Here is a 15,189-nt window from a genome sequence, read left to right on the forward strand (position 1 = left end):
AGGCTGGCGCGGTGCGACTTTCCGGACTGACTCCGCTGTTGGCCAGCGACCCCGCCGTCGCGGCACCCCGCGCCGCCTTGCACTCCCCTGAGGACCGCACCTTTAGCGTGCCTTTGGCGCTGCGGGGGGCGTTGTTAGCTGAGTTGGCGGCCCCCACGGACGGGGCGGCGGGCCGCCCCCTGGTAGTGCTGACCGCCACCAGCCGGGAGGCCGAAGACCTCGCGGCCGTGCTCGCCGACTACCTGCCCGCCGCCTGGGCCGACCAGATCGCGCTTTTTCCCGCGTGGGAGACCCTGCCGCACGAGCGGCTCTCGCCCCGCAGCGACACTATGGCGCGCCGCTCCGCGGTGGCCCGCCGCCTGGCCCATCCGCAAAGTGGGCCGCTGGCGGGCCCCATTCGGGTGCTCTTGGCCCCCATCCGGGCGGCGGCCGCCCCGATCGTGGCCGGGCTGGGGGAGCGGGAGCCCTTGCAGCTGCAGGTGGGCCAGAGCTGCGACCTAGCGGCGGCGGTGACGCAGCTGGCGCAGACCGGGTATCGCCGAGTGGACATGGTCGAGCGGCGCGGCGAATTCGCGGTGCGTGGCGGCATCCTGGATGTCTTCGTGCCCACCGACGCCCACCCGGTGCGGGTGGAGTTCTTCGGGGACGAGGTCGAGGAGATCCGCTCTTTCACGGTGGCTGATCAGCGCACCTTCGCCCCCGCCCCGCACGGCGTGTGGGCACCGGTGTGCCGCGAGATTCCGCTCGACGCCGCGGTGCGGCAGCGGGCGGCCGCCCTGGCCGGGCAGCTGCCGGGCGCCGCCGATCTGCTCGCCCAGATCGCCGACGGCCTGGCCCCCGAGGGCATGGAGAGTTTGCTGCCGGTGCTGGTGGACAAGCTCGACAATCTGCTGGACCTCGTGGCCCCGGATGCGCTGGTGCTCCTGCACGAGCCGGAACGTATCCGCACCCGGCTGGAGAGCCTGCTGGCCACCTCGGAGGAGTTCCTGGTGGCCGCGTGGTCGTCGGCCGCGGCGGGCGGCAGCGCCCCCCTTGATCTGCGGGGCGGTTCCTTCCTGCCCCTGCCGCAGATCCGGGCGCGGGCCCAGGCCCGGGCGCTGCCCTGCTGGCAGGTAACCAGCCTGCCGTCGCTGCCGCAGGCCGACAATCCGGTCGGCGATGCGCACCCCGCTGCGGGCGGCACGGACACCCCGGCGGCCGCCCAGGACCTGCCCCCTTACCGCGGTAACATTCCGGCGTTGTTTGCCGACGTCAAGCGGTGGTTGGCCGACGGCCAGCGCGTCGTCGTCACCACCCAGGGGCCGGGCATGGCCCGCCGGGTGGTCGAGCAGTTCACCGCCGCCGCCCTGCCCGCCACCCTCGCCGAACAACTCACCGCCGCTCCCGCGCCCGCCAGTCTCACCGTGACCACGGCCGCCCAGCTGCACGGCCTGACCAGCCCGGCGGCGGGCGTCGTCCTCATCGGCGAGGCCGACATCACCGGCCGGGCCGCCCGCGAGCAGGCCCGCGACCGGGCGGTGCCCGCCCGCCGCAAGAACGCCGTCGATCCGCTGCAGCTGCAGGCCGGGGACTATGTGGTGCATGAGGTACACGGCGTCGGGCGCTTCGTGGAGCTGATCTCCCGCACCGTCGGCCACGGCACCAAGGCGGGCAAACGCGAATACCTCGTCATCGAATACGCGCCCTCCAAGCGCGGCCAGCCCGGCGACCGGCTGTTCGTCCCCACCGACAGTCTGGACCAAGTCACCAAGTACGTCGGCGGGGACGCCCCCGCCCTGTCCCGCATGGGCGGCGCCGACTGGGCGAAGACCAAGAACAAGGCCCGCGCGGCCGTCAAGGACATCGCCAAGGAGCTGCTGCGCATCTACGCCGCCCGGCAGGCCACCAAAGGCCACGCCTTCAGCCCGGACACACCCTGGCAGCTGGAGTTGGAGCAGTCCTTCGCCCACGTCGAGACGCCCGACCAGCTGGCCACCATGGACGAGATCAAGGCCGACATGGAGCGGGAAGTGCCCATGGACCGGCTGCTGTGCGGTGACGTCGGCTACGGCAAGACCGAGCTGGCGGTGCGCGCGGCCTTCAAGGCGGTGCAGGACGGCAAGCAGGTGGCGGTCTTGGTGCCCACCACCCTGCTCGTCTCCCAGCACCTGGAGACTTTCACGCAGCGGTACGCCAACTTCCCCGTCACCGTGAAGGCCCTCTCGCGCTTCCAGAGCGACAAGGAGGCCCAGGCCGTCAAGGACGGCACCCGGGACGGCAGCGTCGACGTCGTCATCGGCACCCACCGGCTGCTGACCGGCGAGGTGCGTTTCAAGGACCTCGGCCTGGTGATCATCGACGAGGAGCAGCGCTTTGGGGTGGAGCACAAGGAGACCCTGAAGGCGCTGCGCGCCAACGTGGATGTGTTGGCAATGAGCGCCACCCCGATCCCGCGCACCCTGGAGATGGCGGTGACGGGCATCCGGGAGATGTCGACCTTGGCCACCCCGCCGGAGGAACGCCACCCGGTGTTGACCTATGTCGGGGCCTACGAGGAGCGGCAGGTGGCGGCCGCCATCCGCCGCGAGCTGCTGCGCGACGGGCAGGTCTTCTTCATTCACAACCGCGTCCAGTCGATCATGGACACTGCCGCCAAGCTCACGCGCCTGGTGCCCGAGGCCCGCATCGCGGTGGCGCACGGGCAGATGAGCGAGCAGCAGCTTGAGCGCGTGATCGTTGACTTTTGGAACCACGAGTTCGACGTCCTGGTGTGCACCACGATCGTCGAGACGGGGCTGGATATCTCCAACGCCAACACCCTGATCGTTGACCAGGCCTCCAAGATGGGGCTCAGCCAGCTGCATCAGCTGCGCGGGCGCGTCGGGCGGTCCCGTGAGCGGGCCTACGCCTACTTCCTCTATCCGGCCTCCCCGGCCCTGACGGAGACCGCGTACGAGCGGTTGCGCACCATCGCGGCCCACACCGACTTGGGGGCCGGGATGCAGGTGGCGATGAAGGACTTGGAGATCCGGGGCGCCGGGAACCTGCTCGGCGGCGAGCAGTCCGGGCACATCGCGGGTGTCGGCTTCGACCTGTACGTCCGGATGGTGGCCGACGCGGTCGCCGAGTACCGGGGGGAGCGGGAGCGGCCCGAGGCCGATGTGCGCATCGACCTGCCGGTGGACGCGCACGTGCCCGAGAGCTACGTCTCTCACGACCGGCTGCGCCTGGAGATCTACACGAAGATCTCGGCCGCCAGCGACGAGACGGCCCTGGAAGCGGTGCGTGAGGAGCTGGTCGACCGCTACGGGCCCGTCCCGGTGCAGGTCGAGCGCCTGCTCGTGCTGGCGCGGCTGCGGGCCGCGGCTCGCGCCCTGGGGCTGGCCGAACTGGTGGTGCAGGCCAAGCACCTGCGCCTGGCCCCCCTGGAGGTGCCCGACTCCCTGCAGCTGCGCCTGCGGCGCCTCTACCCGGGCTCGGCCGTCAAGCCCGCTATTCGGGCGGTCAACGTGCCGCTGCCGCGCCCCCGGGCGCTTGGCACCACTGCGGTGGACGACGACGAGCTGCTGGCCTGGGTAGGCCAGGTACTGGCCGACATCCAGCAGCCCTAACCGAGGTCTATCCGCAGGCGGCTGTGCACAGCCTGGGCCGCAGCCAGCAGCTGCGCACCGCCCCGTACCGTGCAGGTGAAGGGGGTCTGCAGCAGGTCTGTGATGTAGGCCTGGCAGTTGTTCGTGCGGCCTGTGAGCTGGCAGGTCGTCGGCGAGGTCGCGGTCAGCGTGCCCATGGTTGTTGGCAGCCAGCGGCTGGCGGTGGCGAGCGGGGCGTCGATATCGACCCGCGTGGGATGCTTCCAGCTGGTGCGTAGGTGTTCGGTGAAGACAGCTGCGGCGTCAAGGTCGCTGGGCGGGGAGAACTCGCTATCGGTGGCACGGATCTCGGTGATCCGGTCTATCCGGTAGGTGCGGGTTTGGCCTTGGGCGGTGTTGCGCCCGAGGAGGTACCACCGGTGTTGGCGAACCACTAAGCCCCACGGTTCCACCAGCCGCAGGTCGGCGGTGCCGCCCGCGACCGGTTGGTAGCGCATCTCGATCCTCACGCGCCGATCAATCGCTGTGGCCAGCTGCAGCACGATTGCGGGACTGGGAGCGTTGTTCGTGGCTTGCTCCACGGCGGTGACGGTGGCGAACACTGGGCGGGCGACGTCGACGGCCCGGGTGGGCAGGGCCCGCAGCACCTTGGCGGCAGCCGAGCGGGCAGCCTGACCGGTGGTGGTCTGCGCGTTTTGCATGAACAGCATGGCTACGGCCGTCAGTTCCTCCTCGGTGAGCACCAGGGGCGTCCTGGGGCCGCGCTCAATCCGGTAGCCCCCACCGGGGCCAGGGGCAGAGGTTATCGTGAAACCTCCCGCGCGCAGATTGGTGATGAGGCGACGCACAGCGCGCGGGCTTATCTCCAGCTGTTCGGCCAGTGCCTGGCCGGACAGGCCGGGGCGGAGCTGGAGCAGTTCGAGGGCGCGCAGTGCCTTGCCGAGGGAGCTGGCGGTATCCATGCGTTCATTAAAGATGGGGACGCAAATCGTCCGCAACGGTGCCTAGGGTGGTTGGCATGAGTACCGTCGTTCTTTTCCATCACGTCTTGGGGCTAACGCCCGGCATTGAGGCCTTTGCAGACACGCTCCGCGGCGTCGGCCACACCGTGCGCACACCCGACCTCTTTGCAGGCAGAACTTTTCCTGAGCTGTCCGCCGGGCTTGCCTACGTTGAACAGCTTGGGGAGGACGAATTGGGGCGGCGAGCGGCAGCGGCGTGCGCTGATCTACCGCCGAATGTGGTCTACGCGGGCTTCTCTTTGGGGGCCTCGGTAGCCCAACGGCTGCTGCAGAGCCGACAGGGCGCGGCGGGCGCCATCTTCCTGCATGCCTTCGTCGACCCGGAGCTGCTGCCGGGCGCCTGGCCGATCAATTGTCCGGTCGAGGTGTACGCGACGGAGCGCGACCCGTTCTTCGTCGGCGATGGGGACTACCAAGCCGCGCAGGCCTGCCAGGAGAGATACGGCAATCTGCGCCTCCACCTGTACCCGGGACGGGGACACCTGGTTTGCGAACCCGCCTCCCCGGATTATGACCCCGCTGTGGCGGACTTGCTGACGCAGAACGTGCTGGCCGCCCTGACCAGGATGGACGAGGCATGAGCGACCGCCCCGTCCCCGCAGAGATCCGCGTCGTGCCCTTGGAGCCCCAGACCTGGGACCTTTTCGCCGAACTAGTGGAGCGCAACAACGGTGTGTATGGCGGGTGTTGGTGCATCGGGTACCACCCCGAATGCGGCCAGGTACCCCGCGCGGCCCACCGGCAGCTCAAACATGAGCGTGTGCTCCAGGGGGAAGCGCACGCGGCCCTCGTCCTGGACGCCGACGGGCGGTGCCAGGCCTGGGCCCAGTACGGTTCGCCCGCCGAATTGGCGGGCATAAAGCACAAGCGTGCCTACGACAGACAGCCGCCGCCGCTGCCCGATTGGCGGCTCACCTGCGTCTATGTCGACCCGAAGCACCGGGGCCGGGGGCTGGCGGTCGCTGCCATCGCGGGTGCCCTGGAGCTCATAGCGGGGGCGGGCGGTGGGCTCGTGGAGGCGATCAGTGAAACCACGTACGGGCGCTTGGCGCAGGGGCGCTTCCTGTTCACCGCGACTGCGGAACTGCTGGAGAGCTTCGGCTTTACCAAGGTGTGGCAGGTAGGCAAACACGCCTGGATTCTCACCAGGCAGGTTCCGGCAACGGCTGCCTCCGGCGGGTAGGGCCGCCCGGCTCCACCCACCGGCGGAGCCGGGCGCCTTAGCTGCGGCAGGGGCAGCGGCTAGCTCTCCCAAGCAACCGTAAGGTGCTCGCCAGAGGGCGTGAGCTTGACGGCGAGGATCTCGTCCGTGTGCTCGGGGTCGATCAGGTAATCCAGGACGACGCCAGGCTCCTCCTTGTCCGGGTCCGCCAGCCACAGCCCGACGTGGTGGAGCACCATCGCGGCGGCAAACGCCGCCGGATCGGTCGGCAGCTGGTCGCCGCCCTCCATCTCCTGGACGTGGAAGGTGAGGTAGGAGTCCTCGGCGGTGAGGTAGGCGGTCAGGGCCGCGCGGGCCTGGCCGTCGACCTCCGGCAGGCGGCCCAGCAGGGCGGCGAAATCGTCGAGGGTGGCGGTGGCCAGCGGGGTGTCGGCGTCCGCCCACAGGGCGGTCTCCACGGTGAGAGGGCCGAGGGGGAGCTCGCGCTCCCAGATGACGTCAAAGTCGTCTAGGTCGGCGGTGGACAGGGAACCGAAGTACGGGTGCGTGCTCGTCGTCATGGTGGCAGCCTACGGGCGGGCACTGACATTTCGGAGGACGGGGCGCCGTTTTGCCGGGCGGTTGGACGGTGGCTGCTAGGGTCAAACTGTCTGCTGCAGCTAAGGAGCGTTCAATGGGGAACTCACTGGAGGTTGACACTGGCGGGGTGCGGGAAGCGGCCCGCGCCGTGCAAGCAGTGGGCGAGGAGTTTGAGGCGCTGTCCGATGGGGAGCTTTACCACGGCAGAGATTTCGGCGACAGCTTGCTGGCGCGGGCGGTGGAGAGTTATGGCAAGGATATAGAGGACCGGACCTACCGCCTGCACAACTGGTGCGTACGTTCCAGCGGGGCGCTGGAGGATTTCGCCGCCGACGTGGAGAGCACCGAAGAGGAGATCGAGTACGACTTCACCTACGAAGCGTTGGGGGTGAGCTGAGCCCATGGCCGGACTTTTCGCGGGGATGCTGCCCCAGGTCCCCGGAGATCCCGCCGCCATCTTGCGACTTGCCGACGATCTGCGCCGCAAATCGGCAACGGTCGAGGAGCAGGACAGTTCTCTGCGGCAGGTCGAGTGGCAGTTAAACGATTGGGAGGGGAAAACCGTCGCAGCCTGCCGCGAGGTGTTGCAGGGCGTAAAAGGCGACCTGGCTGAGCTGCAGGACGGCTATCTGCAGGGCAGTCGAGCGTTGGAGTATTACGCCTGGCAGCCGTGGGCCACGCAAGAGGAGATACTTAAGCTGCGGCGGGAGCTCGCGGCATTGGATGACGAGGCGGCCCGGAACTTTGCGCTTCGTGGCGTGGCGGGGGTGGTGGAGATAATTCCCCGCGTGCACGCCATCCAGCGGGACTACAACCAGTACTGCCGCCAGATAGCGAAAGATACCCAGGACTGTGCCGCCCAGCTCTATCAGGGGCTGCATATTGAGCCCGTGGTGTTGTGAACGAGCAGAACATCAATATCGGTCGCCGGGAACGGCTCACCGCGAGCGAGCTGGACCGGGTGCTGCTTGAGCTGAATAATCTCGACCCCCGCCGCATGAAACAGGGAAAAATCGGCGACTGCTACTACCTGGCGTCGCTGATGGCCGTGGCCAACTCGCCGCAGGGCCGAGACTTTATTGCTGGCTGCCTGCGGCCCCATTACGGACCGGATCGACCTTTAGGGTTTCTTGGGACGATTTTGAAAAATGTTTTGGCGATGTTAGTGTCGGAGTGAGATGGTAACTACTGTGAAAGTAAGTTATCGCTTCAGGGTGTTGGTCCTCGTGTTGGGGTTGCTTCTGGGTGTGCTTTGGGTCAAAGTGAAGGGGGTTGTCGTGCCTGATTTGGGGGCCGATGCTTGTGAGAGTGGAATGGTGTTGTCTGCGGCGGTAAATGCGATTACTCAGGTCGGAGAGGATATTGAAGTCAATCTGGCGGGGACTGAAAATATCGAGGGAGAGCTTGCGGCGCGGGTAACCAGTGCTGATGCAATATCGGGGCGCGGAAAGCAGGTTTTACTGCGTGTGGGGGAGTCCTTCGAGCATCCGGACGTCGGGAAATACACTCTGATGTCGGTGGAACGGTGCCGCAATTGGTTCGGTGAAAGTGGGGGTGGGAGCGTGGCCACGGTTTGTTTCGAGCCTGCCCCTGGTTTCACGCCAAAGGAGCGAGGATAGCGGCGACGGAGTGCCGTGTCGGCCCGAGGCAGTGCCCTGAGTGGGGAGCGGTGTGTGCCCGCGCTGGACTTCCCCGGCGGCTGCTTGCCTCGGTGTCCCGGGCAGCCAGCGGTGTGCGAACTGCTTCCCGTAGCCGAAGTGACCGACCCCGCCGCCCCGGGTGGGTGGCAGCGTCACTTCCTCCCCACGCGAAACGGCCGAAGGTCTTACCACCTGCCGGGCCGCACGTACTAGCGTTAGCCAGTGACTGATGACGTCATCGTCCACTGAACTAACAAGGAGTACACGTGGCTACCATTCTCGCTCTCGGAGGCCGGGAAATTCTGGACTCGCGCGGCAACCCCACCGTTGAGGTGGAGGTCGTGCTCGACGACGGCACCCTCGCGCGCGCCGCTGTCCCCTCGGGCGCCTCGACCGGTGCTTTTGAAGCTGTTGAGCGCCGCGACGGCGACGCTCGCTACGGCGGGAAGGGCACGCAGGGCGCGGTCGACGCGGTTGACGACATCATCGCCCCGGAACTGCTCGGCTTCGACGCCTCCGAGCAGCGCCTCATTGACGAGGCCCTGATCGAGCTGGACGGCACCCCGAACAAGGGCAAGTTGGGCGCCAACGCCATCCTGGGCGTGTCGCTGGCCGTGGCCAAGGCTGCCGCGGACTCCGCCGGCCTGCCGCTGTTCCGCTACCTCGGGGGCCCGAACGCCCGCGTGCTGCCGGTGCCGATGATGAACATCCTCAACGGCGGCTCGCACGCCGACTCCAACGTCGACATCCAGGAGTTCATGATCGCGCCGGTCGGGGCGGCTTCCTTCAAGGAGTCGCTGCGCTGGGGCGCCGAGGTCTACCACGCCCTGAAGGCGGTGCTGAAGAAGCGCGGCCTGGCCACCGGCCTGGGTGACGAGGGTGGCTTCGCCCCGAACCTGGAGTCCAACCGGGCGGCCCTGGAGCTGATCGTGGAGGCCATCGAGGCCACCGGCCTGAAGGCTGGCGACGACATCGCCCTGGCTCTGGACGTGGCCTCCACCGAGTTCTTCAAGGACGGCTCCTACGCCTTCGAGGGCGGCCAGAAGTCGACTGACGAGATGGTGGCTTACTACAGCCAGCTGATCACCGACTTCCCGATCGTCTCCATTGAGGACCCGCTGAGCGAGGACGAGTGGGACGCCTGGAAGGCTCTGACCGTCGAGATCGGCGACAAGGTCCAGTTGGTGGGCGACGACCTCTTCGTCACCAACCCCGAGCGCCTGGCCCGCGGTATCCGCGAGGGCATCGCCAACGCCCTGCTGGTGAAGGTCAACCAGATCGGTACCCTGTCGGAGACCCTGCAGGCCGTCGACGACGCCCACCGCGCCGGTTTCAAGACCATGACCTCGCACCGTTCCGGCGAGACCGAGGACACCACGATCGCCGACCTGGCCGTGGCCACCAACTCCGGCCAGATCAAGACCGGTGCCCCGGCCCGCGGCGAGCGCGTCAACAAGTACAACCAGCTGCTGCGCATTGAGGACGAGCTGGACGACGCCGCAGTGTACGCGGGCAAGTCGGCCTTCCCGCGCAAGTACGACGCCTGAGCTAGCTAGCGCACGCACGGGCGGGGGCGACCACCAGGTCGCCCCCGCCTTGCTGTCTGCGCCCAGCGCCGCGCCCTATTTGGCCGCCCGGGGCGGTTAAGTGGTAAATAGCTCCGCCTCTGCCGCCTGGATGGCCAACTCGGGTGCCCCCGCGCACGGGCCACCGCCCGACAAGGCCACCCGCCTCTACCCGGGCGCTGACGGGTGCCCCCGCGCACGGGCCACCGCCCGTCAGGCGCGTGGTACAGCCCGGCTAGGGGCAAGTCGATGGCGAGGGCGGTTGCTGCCCGGCGGTCGCGACGAGCGTGTGTCGCCGACCTGGGCGCAGGCTGCGCGGCCCCTGAAGCGCGCCTACGAGGTGGCTGAGAGGGAACTATGACGCGCGGAAAGGGGGAAGATGTGAGAAATCTCCCGCCCCTGGTGGGCGGGGCGTTTTTCGGCCCCGGTTTATACCGGTTTATTGCGGTTCGCTGCGGTGCCTGTTTGGCGCGTCGTCTCTTGGTAACGGAGCGCTAACGGCAGTAGCGAAGGTTTGGGGAAAATCAATGGCGGCGCTAGGGCGAACCCGGGGCGGGTGGGTGCGTGTTGCTATTGAGAGGCGTCGGGAGACTGCGAGACGATTGGACACATGCCTGACCACATCCCCGGCGGCCCGAAGCGGCCGCGTGTGCCGCGGAGTAGCGGCGCTGGTCGGCGCCCTTCTCGGCCTACCCCGCCAACGTCGTCGGGGGCACGGCGCCCGGCAGACAGTCCGCCTGCCGCCACTTCGCCCCACCCCACCCCGCCGCCGACGCCGCGCAAACCTCCGCCCAGTGAGGCAGCCCCCGCAAGCGCCGAGCGGCAAAATCGACGCTCTGGCCTTGGGCGCACAAAGCGGGCCGGGCGGCGGCCCAGTGGTCACCCGGGAAGCCGTCGCGTCGGCAGCCGCATCTTTGCCAGCAAAACCTCCACGGTGGCTGCCCCCAGCAGCATTCCTGCCCGCATCCGGGTTCCGCTGTTCGTTCTGCTGTGCATCCTGATCCTGTCCATCATCATCAACCCCGTGCGCGGCTACCTCTCCCAGCGGCACGAACTGGCCACTTTGCAGCAGAAAGTGGAGGCTGCCCAGCTGCGCAACGAAAAGCTGCGCGCCGAGTTGGAGCGGTGGGACAACGAGGACGTCGTGCGGCGTGAGGCCCGCACCCGGCTCGGTTTCGTCGCGCCGGGGGAGACCGTATTCGTCGTGCTGGACTCGCAAACCCTGGGCGGGTTGCGGCCCGCCCCGACCGCCAGTCCCAGCCCTCTGCCCGCTGACGCCCCGTGGTACGACCAAGTGTGGTCCGGGCAGCCCGCCCGCCCACCCGGTAAACTGCCTTCCTCCACCCCAACCCCCACGCCCAGTGGCAGTCCTGCGGCCAGTGAAGGAACCAGTGATGAATGACGACGCCACCCCGGCTGATCTCGCCGTCCTCGCGGAACAGTTGGGGCGCGTCCCGCGGGCCGTGCACTCGATTGCGGCCCGCTGCGTGTGTGGGCGGCCGACGGTGGTGCGCACCTTTCCGCGGCTGGAAGATGGCACCCCTTTTCCCACCACCCTGTACCTGACGCACCCGGCGGCGGTGAAGGCGATGAGCACGCTGGAAGCTGAGCACGTCATGGACGCGCTGGCGACCGAGCTGGCGGGAGATCCGGAATTGCAGGCTGCCTATGCTGCCGCGCACGCCGCCTACCTAGCCGATCGTGCTGCCCTCGGGCAGGTCCCCGAGATCGCCGGGGTGTCGGCGGGGGGCATGCCGCACCGCATAAAGTGCCTGCACGCCCTGGCCGGGCATGCCTTGGCGGCCGGGCCGGGGGTCAACCCGATCGGGGATCGGGCGCTGGCCTTGGCGGCGGAGCGGGGTCTATGGGATCAGCGAAGCTGCGCCTGCCCCCAGTCGGAAGGCGAGTCGGCGTGAAGCGGGTGGCCGTCATCGACTGCGGCACCAATTCCATCCGGCTCCTTATCGGCGATCTGACGCCGCACGGACTGGTCGACATCGAGCGGCAGATGCGGGTGGTGCGCCTCGGGCACGGCGTGGACGCCACTGGCAGGCTTGATCCGCAGGCCCTGGCGCGCACTATTGCGGCCACCCGCGACTATGCCGAACTGGCCGCGCGACACGGCGCGAGCGCGCGCCGCTTTGTCGCCACTTCCGCCACCCGCGATGCCGACAACCGGGACCTGTTCGTGCAGGCCGTCACCGACGTGTGGGGGACCGCCCCCGAGGTCATCAGCGGGCAGGAAGAGGCTGAGCTGTCGTACCGGGGCGCCACCGCGGGGCTGGCCGACGGCGGGCAGACCACCGTCGTCGACATCGGGGGCGGCTCGACCGAACTGGTGCGCGGGCGCGGCCGGGTGGAGGCGGCCCGCAGCCTCGACGTCGGCTGTGTGCGCCTGACGGAGCGGCACCTGGCGGCCAGCCTGGACGCCGCTGGGCGCCCGAGCGCAGCTGCCTTGGCCGCTGCCCGGGCCGACGTGCGGGCTCTGTTGGCGCCTGCGGTCGCCGACCTCGCGCTGGCGCGCACGCAGACCCTAATCGGCTTGGCCGGCACCATCACCACGGTCACTGCCCACGCCCTGGGCCTGCCCGCTTACGATCCGGGGGCCATTCACGGCGCGCGCCTGCCGGTGGCGCAGGCACTGGCCGCCTGCGCGAAGCTGATCGAGGCGACGCGCGCCGACAAGGAAGCTATGGGGTTCATGCACCCGGGGCGGGTCGATGTGATCGCGGCCGGGTGTGTCGTGTGGAGCGAGGTGATTACCGCCGTGGCCGAGGCGGTGGCGGCCACCGGGCAGGAGCTGACCCACGTGCGCACCTCCGAGCACGACATCCTCGACGGCATCGCCCTGTCGCTGGCCTGACCGCGCGCTGCCCGGGGGCCGCGCGCCGCAGCCGTGGCGGCGGGTCGCCGTCCGCCGGGGTGCGGGTATCGTCCGCTGCCCGGCAAGTGTTGGACTGGGGCGGGCCTCGACCACTAGCTAGACAGGCTAGACAGTCAGGCTAGTTAGTGGCACTATCTAGTCATGGCGGTTGGACAATGGCCCAGCGAATGGCTGCGGGGAGTGCTCTCCCTGGCGGTGCTGCGAGCGCTCGCCGACGGGCCCACCTACGGCTACGCCCTGGCGGCCGCGCTCGAGGAGGCCGGCTTCGGCACCATCAAGGGCGGCACCCTCTACCCGCTACTCAGCCGCCTCGAGGCCGCGGCGCTGGTGGAGACCGAATGGCGCGCTGGTGACGGCGGCCCTGGGCGCAAATACTTCCTGTTGACGGCCGCCGGGCGCGCCGAACTGGCCACCCAGGCCGCCCTCTGGGCCACCTTCGCCCGCCACACCACCCGCTTCATCGCGAAGGAGGAGCTATGAACGCCATGCCCGACGACAAATGGCTCGCCGAGATGACGTTGGAGCTACGGTTGCGGAACGTGCCCGGCGCCGCTATCGGCGACGCCCTGGCCGCCGTCGAGGCGCACTGCGCCGACGCGGGGCAGAGCGCCGCGGAGGCCTTCGGCGACCCCCGCCAGTACGCACGCTCGCTGACGCTGCCCACCCGCCAACCCACCGCAACGCTTGCCAGCCGGGTGGGGCTAACGGTGCCGATCGCCGCCGGGCTGGCGGGCGCCTTCCTGGCGCCCCCGCTCGTTCGCGCCCTGCACGCGGGCGCCGCAACGGCCGCCGTGAGCTGGGGCCAGCTTCTCTCCCTCGGGCTGGTGGGAGTGCTCGTGTGGCTGGCGCTGCAACTGCTGCGGCCGCTGCTGGAGAACTGGCTGGTGGGCACCGTCTTCTTCGGCGGGGGCGTGGTGGCGCTCGCCTTGCTGCCCCGCCTGGTCCCCGCGACGGCCTTCGCGTTGCCGCCGTGGCTGTTGGGGCTGGTGTGCCTGGCGCTGCTGACCGTGTCGGTCGTGGGTCAGTGGGCGGCGGTCAAGAAGTGGGACGACCCCATCGTCGACCCGCGGACGCCCACCCGGCGGCCCGCGCCCCTAGGGCAGGCGCCCCAGTGGCTGTTCGTGCTCGTGGCCCTCGGCCTCGGCCTGCTCGAGCTGGCCACGCTCCTGTGGTCGTGACCGTGTAGACGCGCAGGCCGCACCCGGAAGCTGCGCCTTAGCGCGGCGCCCAGGTGCGGCCGGTGCGAGTTGGCCGCCGCTGACCTGCCAGACGAAAGGTAACGCGGCCCCCAGGTGGCGGCCCGCCGCAGGTAGCCAGTTAGTCCAGTGCGTCCTCGCGTTGCTCGGCACTGTCCAGGCGGCGGTGTTCGGCGGCCCGGTGGTGCACGATGAGGCCCCCCAGCAGCGCCGAGAGCACCGAGCCGATGATCACCGCGATGGAGGCGTGATCCACCAGCTCCTGGCGGCCCGGGAAAGCGAGGCCCGCCACCAGCAGCGCCACCGTGAAGCCGATCCCGGACAACAAGCCAATGGCGGCCACGTCCTTCATGATCACGCCCTTGCCGAGCGTCAAGGGCGTGAACTTCACCAGTAGCCACACCGAGCCAGCAATCCCGAGGAACTTGCCGAGCGGGAGCCCCAGGTAGATGCCGATGGCCACCGGGTCGCTAAACGCCGCCCCGATGCCCCCCTCGGTGCCCACCACCGTCACGCCGGCCGCGAAGAAGGCAAAGATCGGCAGAGCGATCCCGGCGCTCCACGGTTGGATTCGGTGGGACACGTGATGCGTCCGGCCCCCGTGCGCGAGGTCGGCGTCCAACTCATCGTGCCGCCGGGCCGGCACCACCAGACCCAGGATTACCCCCGCGATGGTGGCGTGGATACCGGAACGCAGCATGAAGTACCAGGCCAACACTCCGAGCGGCAGCAGCAGCCAGCGGCTGAAGATCCGCTTGCGCACGAGGACCGCGAACAGCACCGTGGTGGCCAACGAGGCCCCCAGCCACGCCAGCTGGATCGACTCGGAGTAGAACAGGGCGATGACGATGATGGCCAATAGATCATCGACCACCGCCAGGGTCAGCAGGAAGGTGCGCACGGCGCTGGGCAACCCGCGCCCAACGATGCCCAGCACCGCCACGGCGAAAGCAATGTCGGTCGCCGAGGGGATGGCCCACCCGTTCATTTCCGGGGAGGAGAACGCCAACTGTGTGCCGACGTAGATCAAGGCCGGGCCGATCATGCCAAACACGGCGGCGATCATTGGCAGGGCCGCCTGGCGGGTATCGCGCAGCGAACCGACGGTGAATTCGGTCTTCAGCTCCAGGCCGATGACGAAGAAGAAGATGGCGAGCAACCCGTCGGCTGCCCAGTGCGCGAGAGACAGATTGAGACCGAGGGAGGCGGGACCCACGTGGTAGTGCGCCAGCTCGTGGTACCAGTGCGCCGCCCCGGTATTGGCCAGTACGAGCGCCAGCGCGGCCGCCGACAGCACCAGCAGTCCCGCAAAAGTCTCATCTCGCAGGCGGCCGGGCACAATGTCGAAGAGCTCATCAAAGGCCATGTGGCGGGAGCGGCGGGCGGGGGGCGAAGACTTATCGGTGCTCATCGTGAACCTTGTGTCGGGTTGCGTTGTTCTGCCGCTACGATAAGACCGCCGGGCCCCCATAGCCCAATTGGCAGAGGCAGCCGACTTAAAATCGGTATGTTGCGGGTTCGAGTCCCGCTGGGGGCACTGCTTACCGACGCACCGCTCGCTCGGGCCCGCAG

At 68.9% G+C, this 15,189-nt stretch carries 16 protein-coding genes and 1 tRNA gene; 14 read left to right on the forward strand and 3 right to left on the reverse strand.

Annotated features, from left to right (window positions below):
* The first annotated feature begins 11 nt into the window (after window positions 1–11).
* Window positions 12–3,590 (forward strand): transcription-repair coupling factor, encoded by a 3,579-nt coding sequence (gene mfd / locus BSZ40_RS00935; RefSeq protein WP_073822315.1) that lies wholly within the window; start codon window positions 12–14, stop codon window positions 3,588–3,590.
* Here mfd and BSZ40_RS00940 read toward each other — a convergent pair.
* A complete protein-coding gene (locus tag BSZ40_RS00940; RefSeq protein WP_073822317.1) occupies window positions 3,587–4,531 on the reverse strand; it encodes a helix-turn-helix transcriptional regulator in 945 nt (314 codons plus the stop codon). The genes mfd and BSZ40_RS00940 overlap by 4 nt on opposite strands.
* 56 nt (window positions 4,532–4,587) lie before the next feature.
* Here BSZ40_RS00940 and BSZ40_RS00945 point away from each other — a divergent pair, with 56 nt between their 5' ends.
* Window positions 4,588–5,172 (forward strand): dienelactone hydrolase family protein, encoded by a 585-nt coding sequence (locus tag BSZ40_RS00945; protein ID WP_073822319.1) that lies wholly within the window; start codon window positions 4,588–4,590, stop codon window positions 5,170–5,172.
* Window positions 5,169–5,774: a GNAT family N-acetyltransferase gene (locus BSZ40_RS00950; protein ID WP_073822321.1), complete on the forward strand. Its 606-nt coding sequence runs from the start codon at window positions 5,169–5,171 to the stop codon at window positions 5,772–5,774. Before BSZ40_RS00945 ends, BSZ40_RS00950 begins: the two co-directional genes overlap by 4 nt.
* A 59-nt stretch (window positions 5,775–5,833) precedes the next feature.
* Here BSZ40_RS00950 and BSZ40_RS00955 read toward each other — a convergent pair whose 3' ends face one another.
* Window positions 5,834–6,313, reverse strand: a complete 480-nt coding sequence (locus tag BSZ40_RS00955; protein WP_073822323.1) for a DUF2004 domain-containing protein — start codon at window positions 6,311–6,313, stop codon at window positions 5,834–5,836.
* Between the two features lie 113 nt (window positions 6,314–6,426).
* Here BSZ40_RS00955 and BSZ40_RS00960 point away from each other — a divergent pair, with 113 nt between their 5' ends.
* From BSZ40_RS00960 to BSZ40_RS01000, 10 genes are all read left to right on the forward strand, one after another.
* A complete protein-coding gene (locus tag BSZ40_RS00960; protein WP_073822325.1) occupies window positions 6,427–6,729 on the forward strand; it encodes a hypothetical protein in 303 nt (100 codons plus the stop codon).
* Between the two features lie 4 nt (window positions 6,730–6,733).
* The gene (locus BSZ40_RS00965; protein WP_073822327.1) at window positions 6,734–7,234 is read left to right on the forward strand and encodes a hypothetical protein; all 501 of its coding nucleotides are present in this window, start codon (window positions 6,734–6,736) and stop codon (window positions 7,232–7,234) included.
* Entirely contained in the window at window positions 7,231–7,509 is a 279-nt protein-coding gene (locus BSZ40_RS00970) for a hypothetical protein (RefSeq protein WP_073822329.1), read from the forward strand. The genes BSZ40_RS00965 and BSZ40_RS00970 overlap by 4 nt, the downstream gene beginning before the upstream one ends.
* Window position 7,510: 1 nt before the next feature.
* The gene (locus BSZ40_RS11440) at window positions 7,511–7,951 is read left to right on the forward strand and encodes a hypothetical protein (RefSeq protein ID WP_143180836.1); all 441 of its coding nucleotides are present in this window, start codon (window positions 7,511–7,513) and stop codon (window positions 7,949–7,951) included.
* 287 nt (window positions 7,952–8,238) lie between these two features.
* Window positions 8,239–9,519 carry a phosphopyruvate hydratase gene (eno, locus tag BSZ40_RS00975; RefSeq protein WP_073822415.1) on the forward strand — a complete coding sequence of 427 codons (1,281 nt, stop codon included), beginning with the start codon at window positions 8,239–8,241 and terminating at the stop codon, window positions 9,517–9,519.
* A gap of 952 nt (window positions 9,520–10,471) precedes the next feature.
* Window positions 10,472–10,939, forward strand: coding sequence for an FtsB family cell division protein (locus BSZ40_RS11800; RefSeq protein ID WP_073822416.1), 468 nt, complete (start codon window positions 10,472–10,474; stop codon window positions 10,937–10,939).
* Window positions 10,932–11,453, forward strand: coding sequence for a DUF501 domain-containing protein (locus tag BSZ40_RS00985; protein ID WP_073822418.1), 522 nt, complete (start codon window positions 10,932–10,934; stop codon window positions 11,451–11,453). The genes BSZ40_RS11800 and BSZ40_RS00985 overlap by 8 nt, the downstream gene beginning before the upstream one ends.
* Window positions 11,450–12,400, forward strand: a complete 951-nt coding sequence (locus tag BSZ40_RS00990; protein ID WP_073822420.1) for a Ppx/GppA phosphatase family protein — start codon at window positions 11,450–11,452, stop codon at window positions 12,398–12,400. The genes BSZ40_RS00985 and BSZ40_RS00990 overlap by 4 nt, the downstream gene beginning before the upstream one ends.
* Before the next feature lie 162 nt (window positions 12,401–12,562).
* Window positions 12,563–12,901, forward strand: a complete 339-nt coding sequence (locus BSZ40_RS00995; protein WP_073822421.1) for a PadR family transcriptional regulator — start codon at window positions 12,563–12,565, stop codon at window positions 12,899–12,901.
* Window positions 12,898–13,599: an HAAS signaling domain-containing protein gene (locus BSZ40_RS01000; RefSeq protein WP_073822423.1), complete on the forward strand. Its 702-nt coding sequence runs from the start codon at window positions 12,898–12,900 to the stop codon at window positions 13,597–13,599. The genes BSZ40_RS00995 and BSZ40_RS01000 overlap by 4 nt, the downstream gene beginning before the upstream one ends.
* Before the next feature lie 139 nt (window positions 13,600–13,738).
* Here the strand turns inward: BSZ40_RS01000 and nhaA are convergent, their stop codons facing one another.
* Window positions 13,739–15,028, reverse strand: coding sequence for a Na+/H+ antiporter NhaA (gene nhaA, locus BSZ40_RS01005; protein ID WP_245793749.1), 1,290 nt, complete (start codon window positions 15,026–15,028; stop codon window positions 13,739–13,741).
* A gap of 52 nt (window positions 15,029–15,080) precedes the next feature.
* Here nhaA and BSZ40_RS01010 point away from each other — a divergent pair.
* Window positions 15,081–15,154: transfer RNA gene (locus BSZ40_RS01010), tRNA-Leu, on the forward strand.
* Window positions 15,155–15,189: the final 35 nt, after the last annotated feature.

This window comes from Buchananella hordeovulneris (genome assembly GCF_001907235.1).
GTDB lineage: Bacteria > Actinomycetota > Actinomycetes > Actinomycetales > Actinomycetaceae > Buchananella > Buchananella hordeovulneris.

Excerpts from the sequence above, each read along its gene's own strand:
- BSZ40_RS00940 (WP_073822317.1), bottom strand. The coding sequence starts at position 4,531 with ATGGATACCGCCAGCTCCCTCGGCAAGGCACTGCGCGCCCTCGAACTG.
- BSZ40_RS00945 (WP_073822319.1), top strand. The coding sequence starts at position 4,588 with ATGAGTACCGTCGTTCTTTTCCATCACGTCTTGGGGCTAACGCCCGGC.
- BSZ40_RS00950 (WP_073822321.1), top strand. The coding sequence starts at position 5,169 with ATGAGCGACCGCCCCGTCCCCGCAGAGATCCGCGTCGTGCCCTTGGAG.
- BSZ40_RS00955 (WP_073822323.1), bottom strand. The coding sequence starts at position 6,313 with ATGACGACGAGCACGCACCCGTACTTCGGTTCCCTGTCCACCGCCGAC.
- BSZ40_RS00960 (WP_073822325.1), top strand. The coding sequence starts at position 6,427 with ATGGGGAACTCACTGGAGGTTGACACTGGCGGGGTGCGGGAAGCGGCC.
- BSZ40_RS00965 (WP_073822327.1), top strand. The coding sequence starts at position 6,734 with ATGGCCGGACTTTTCGCGGGGATGCTGCCCCAGGTCCCCGGAGATCCC.
- BSZ40_RS11440 (WP_143180836.1), top strand. The coding sequence starts at position 7,511 with ATGGTAACTACTGTGAAAGTAAGTTATCGCTTCAGGGTGTTGGTCCTC.
- BSZ40_RS00985 (WP_073822418.1), top strand. The coding sequence starts at position 10,932 with ATGAATGACGACGCCACCCCGGCTGATCTCGCCGTCCTCGCGGAACAG.
- BSZ40_RS00995 (WP_073822421.1), top strand. The coding sequence starts at position 12,563 with ATGGCGGTTGGACAATGGCCCAGCGAATGGCTGCGGGGAGTGCTCTCC.
- BSZ40_RS01000 (WP_073822423.1), top strand. The coding sequence starts at position 12,898 with ATGAACGCCATGCCCGACGACAAATGGCTCGCCGAGATGACGTTGGAG.
- nhaA (WP_245793749.1), bottom strand. The coding sequence starts at position 15,028 with ATGAGCACCGATAAGTCTTCGCCCCCCGCCCGCCGCTCCCGCCACATG.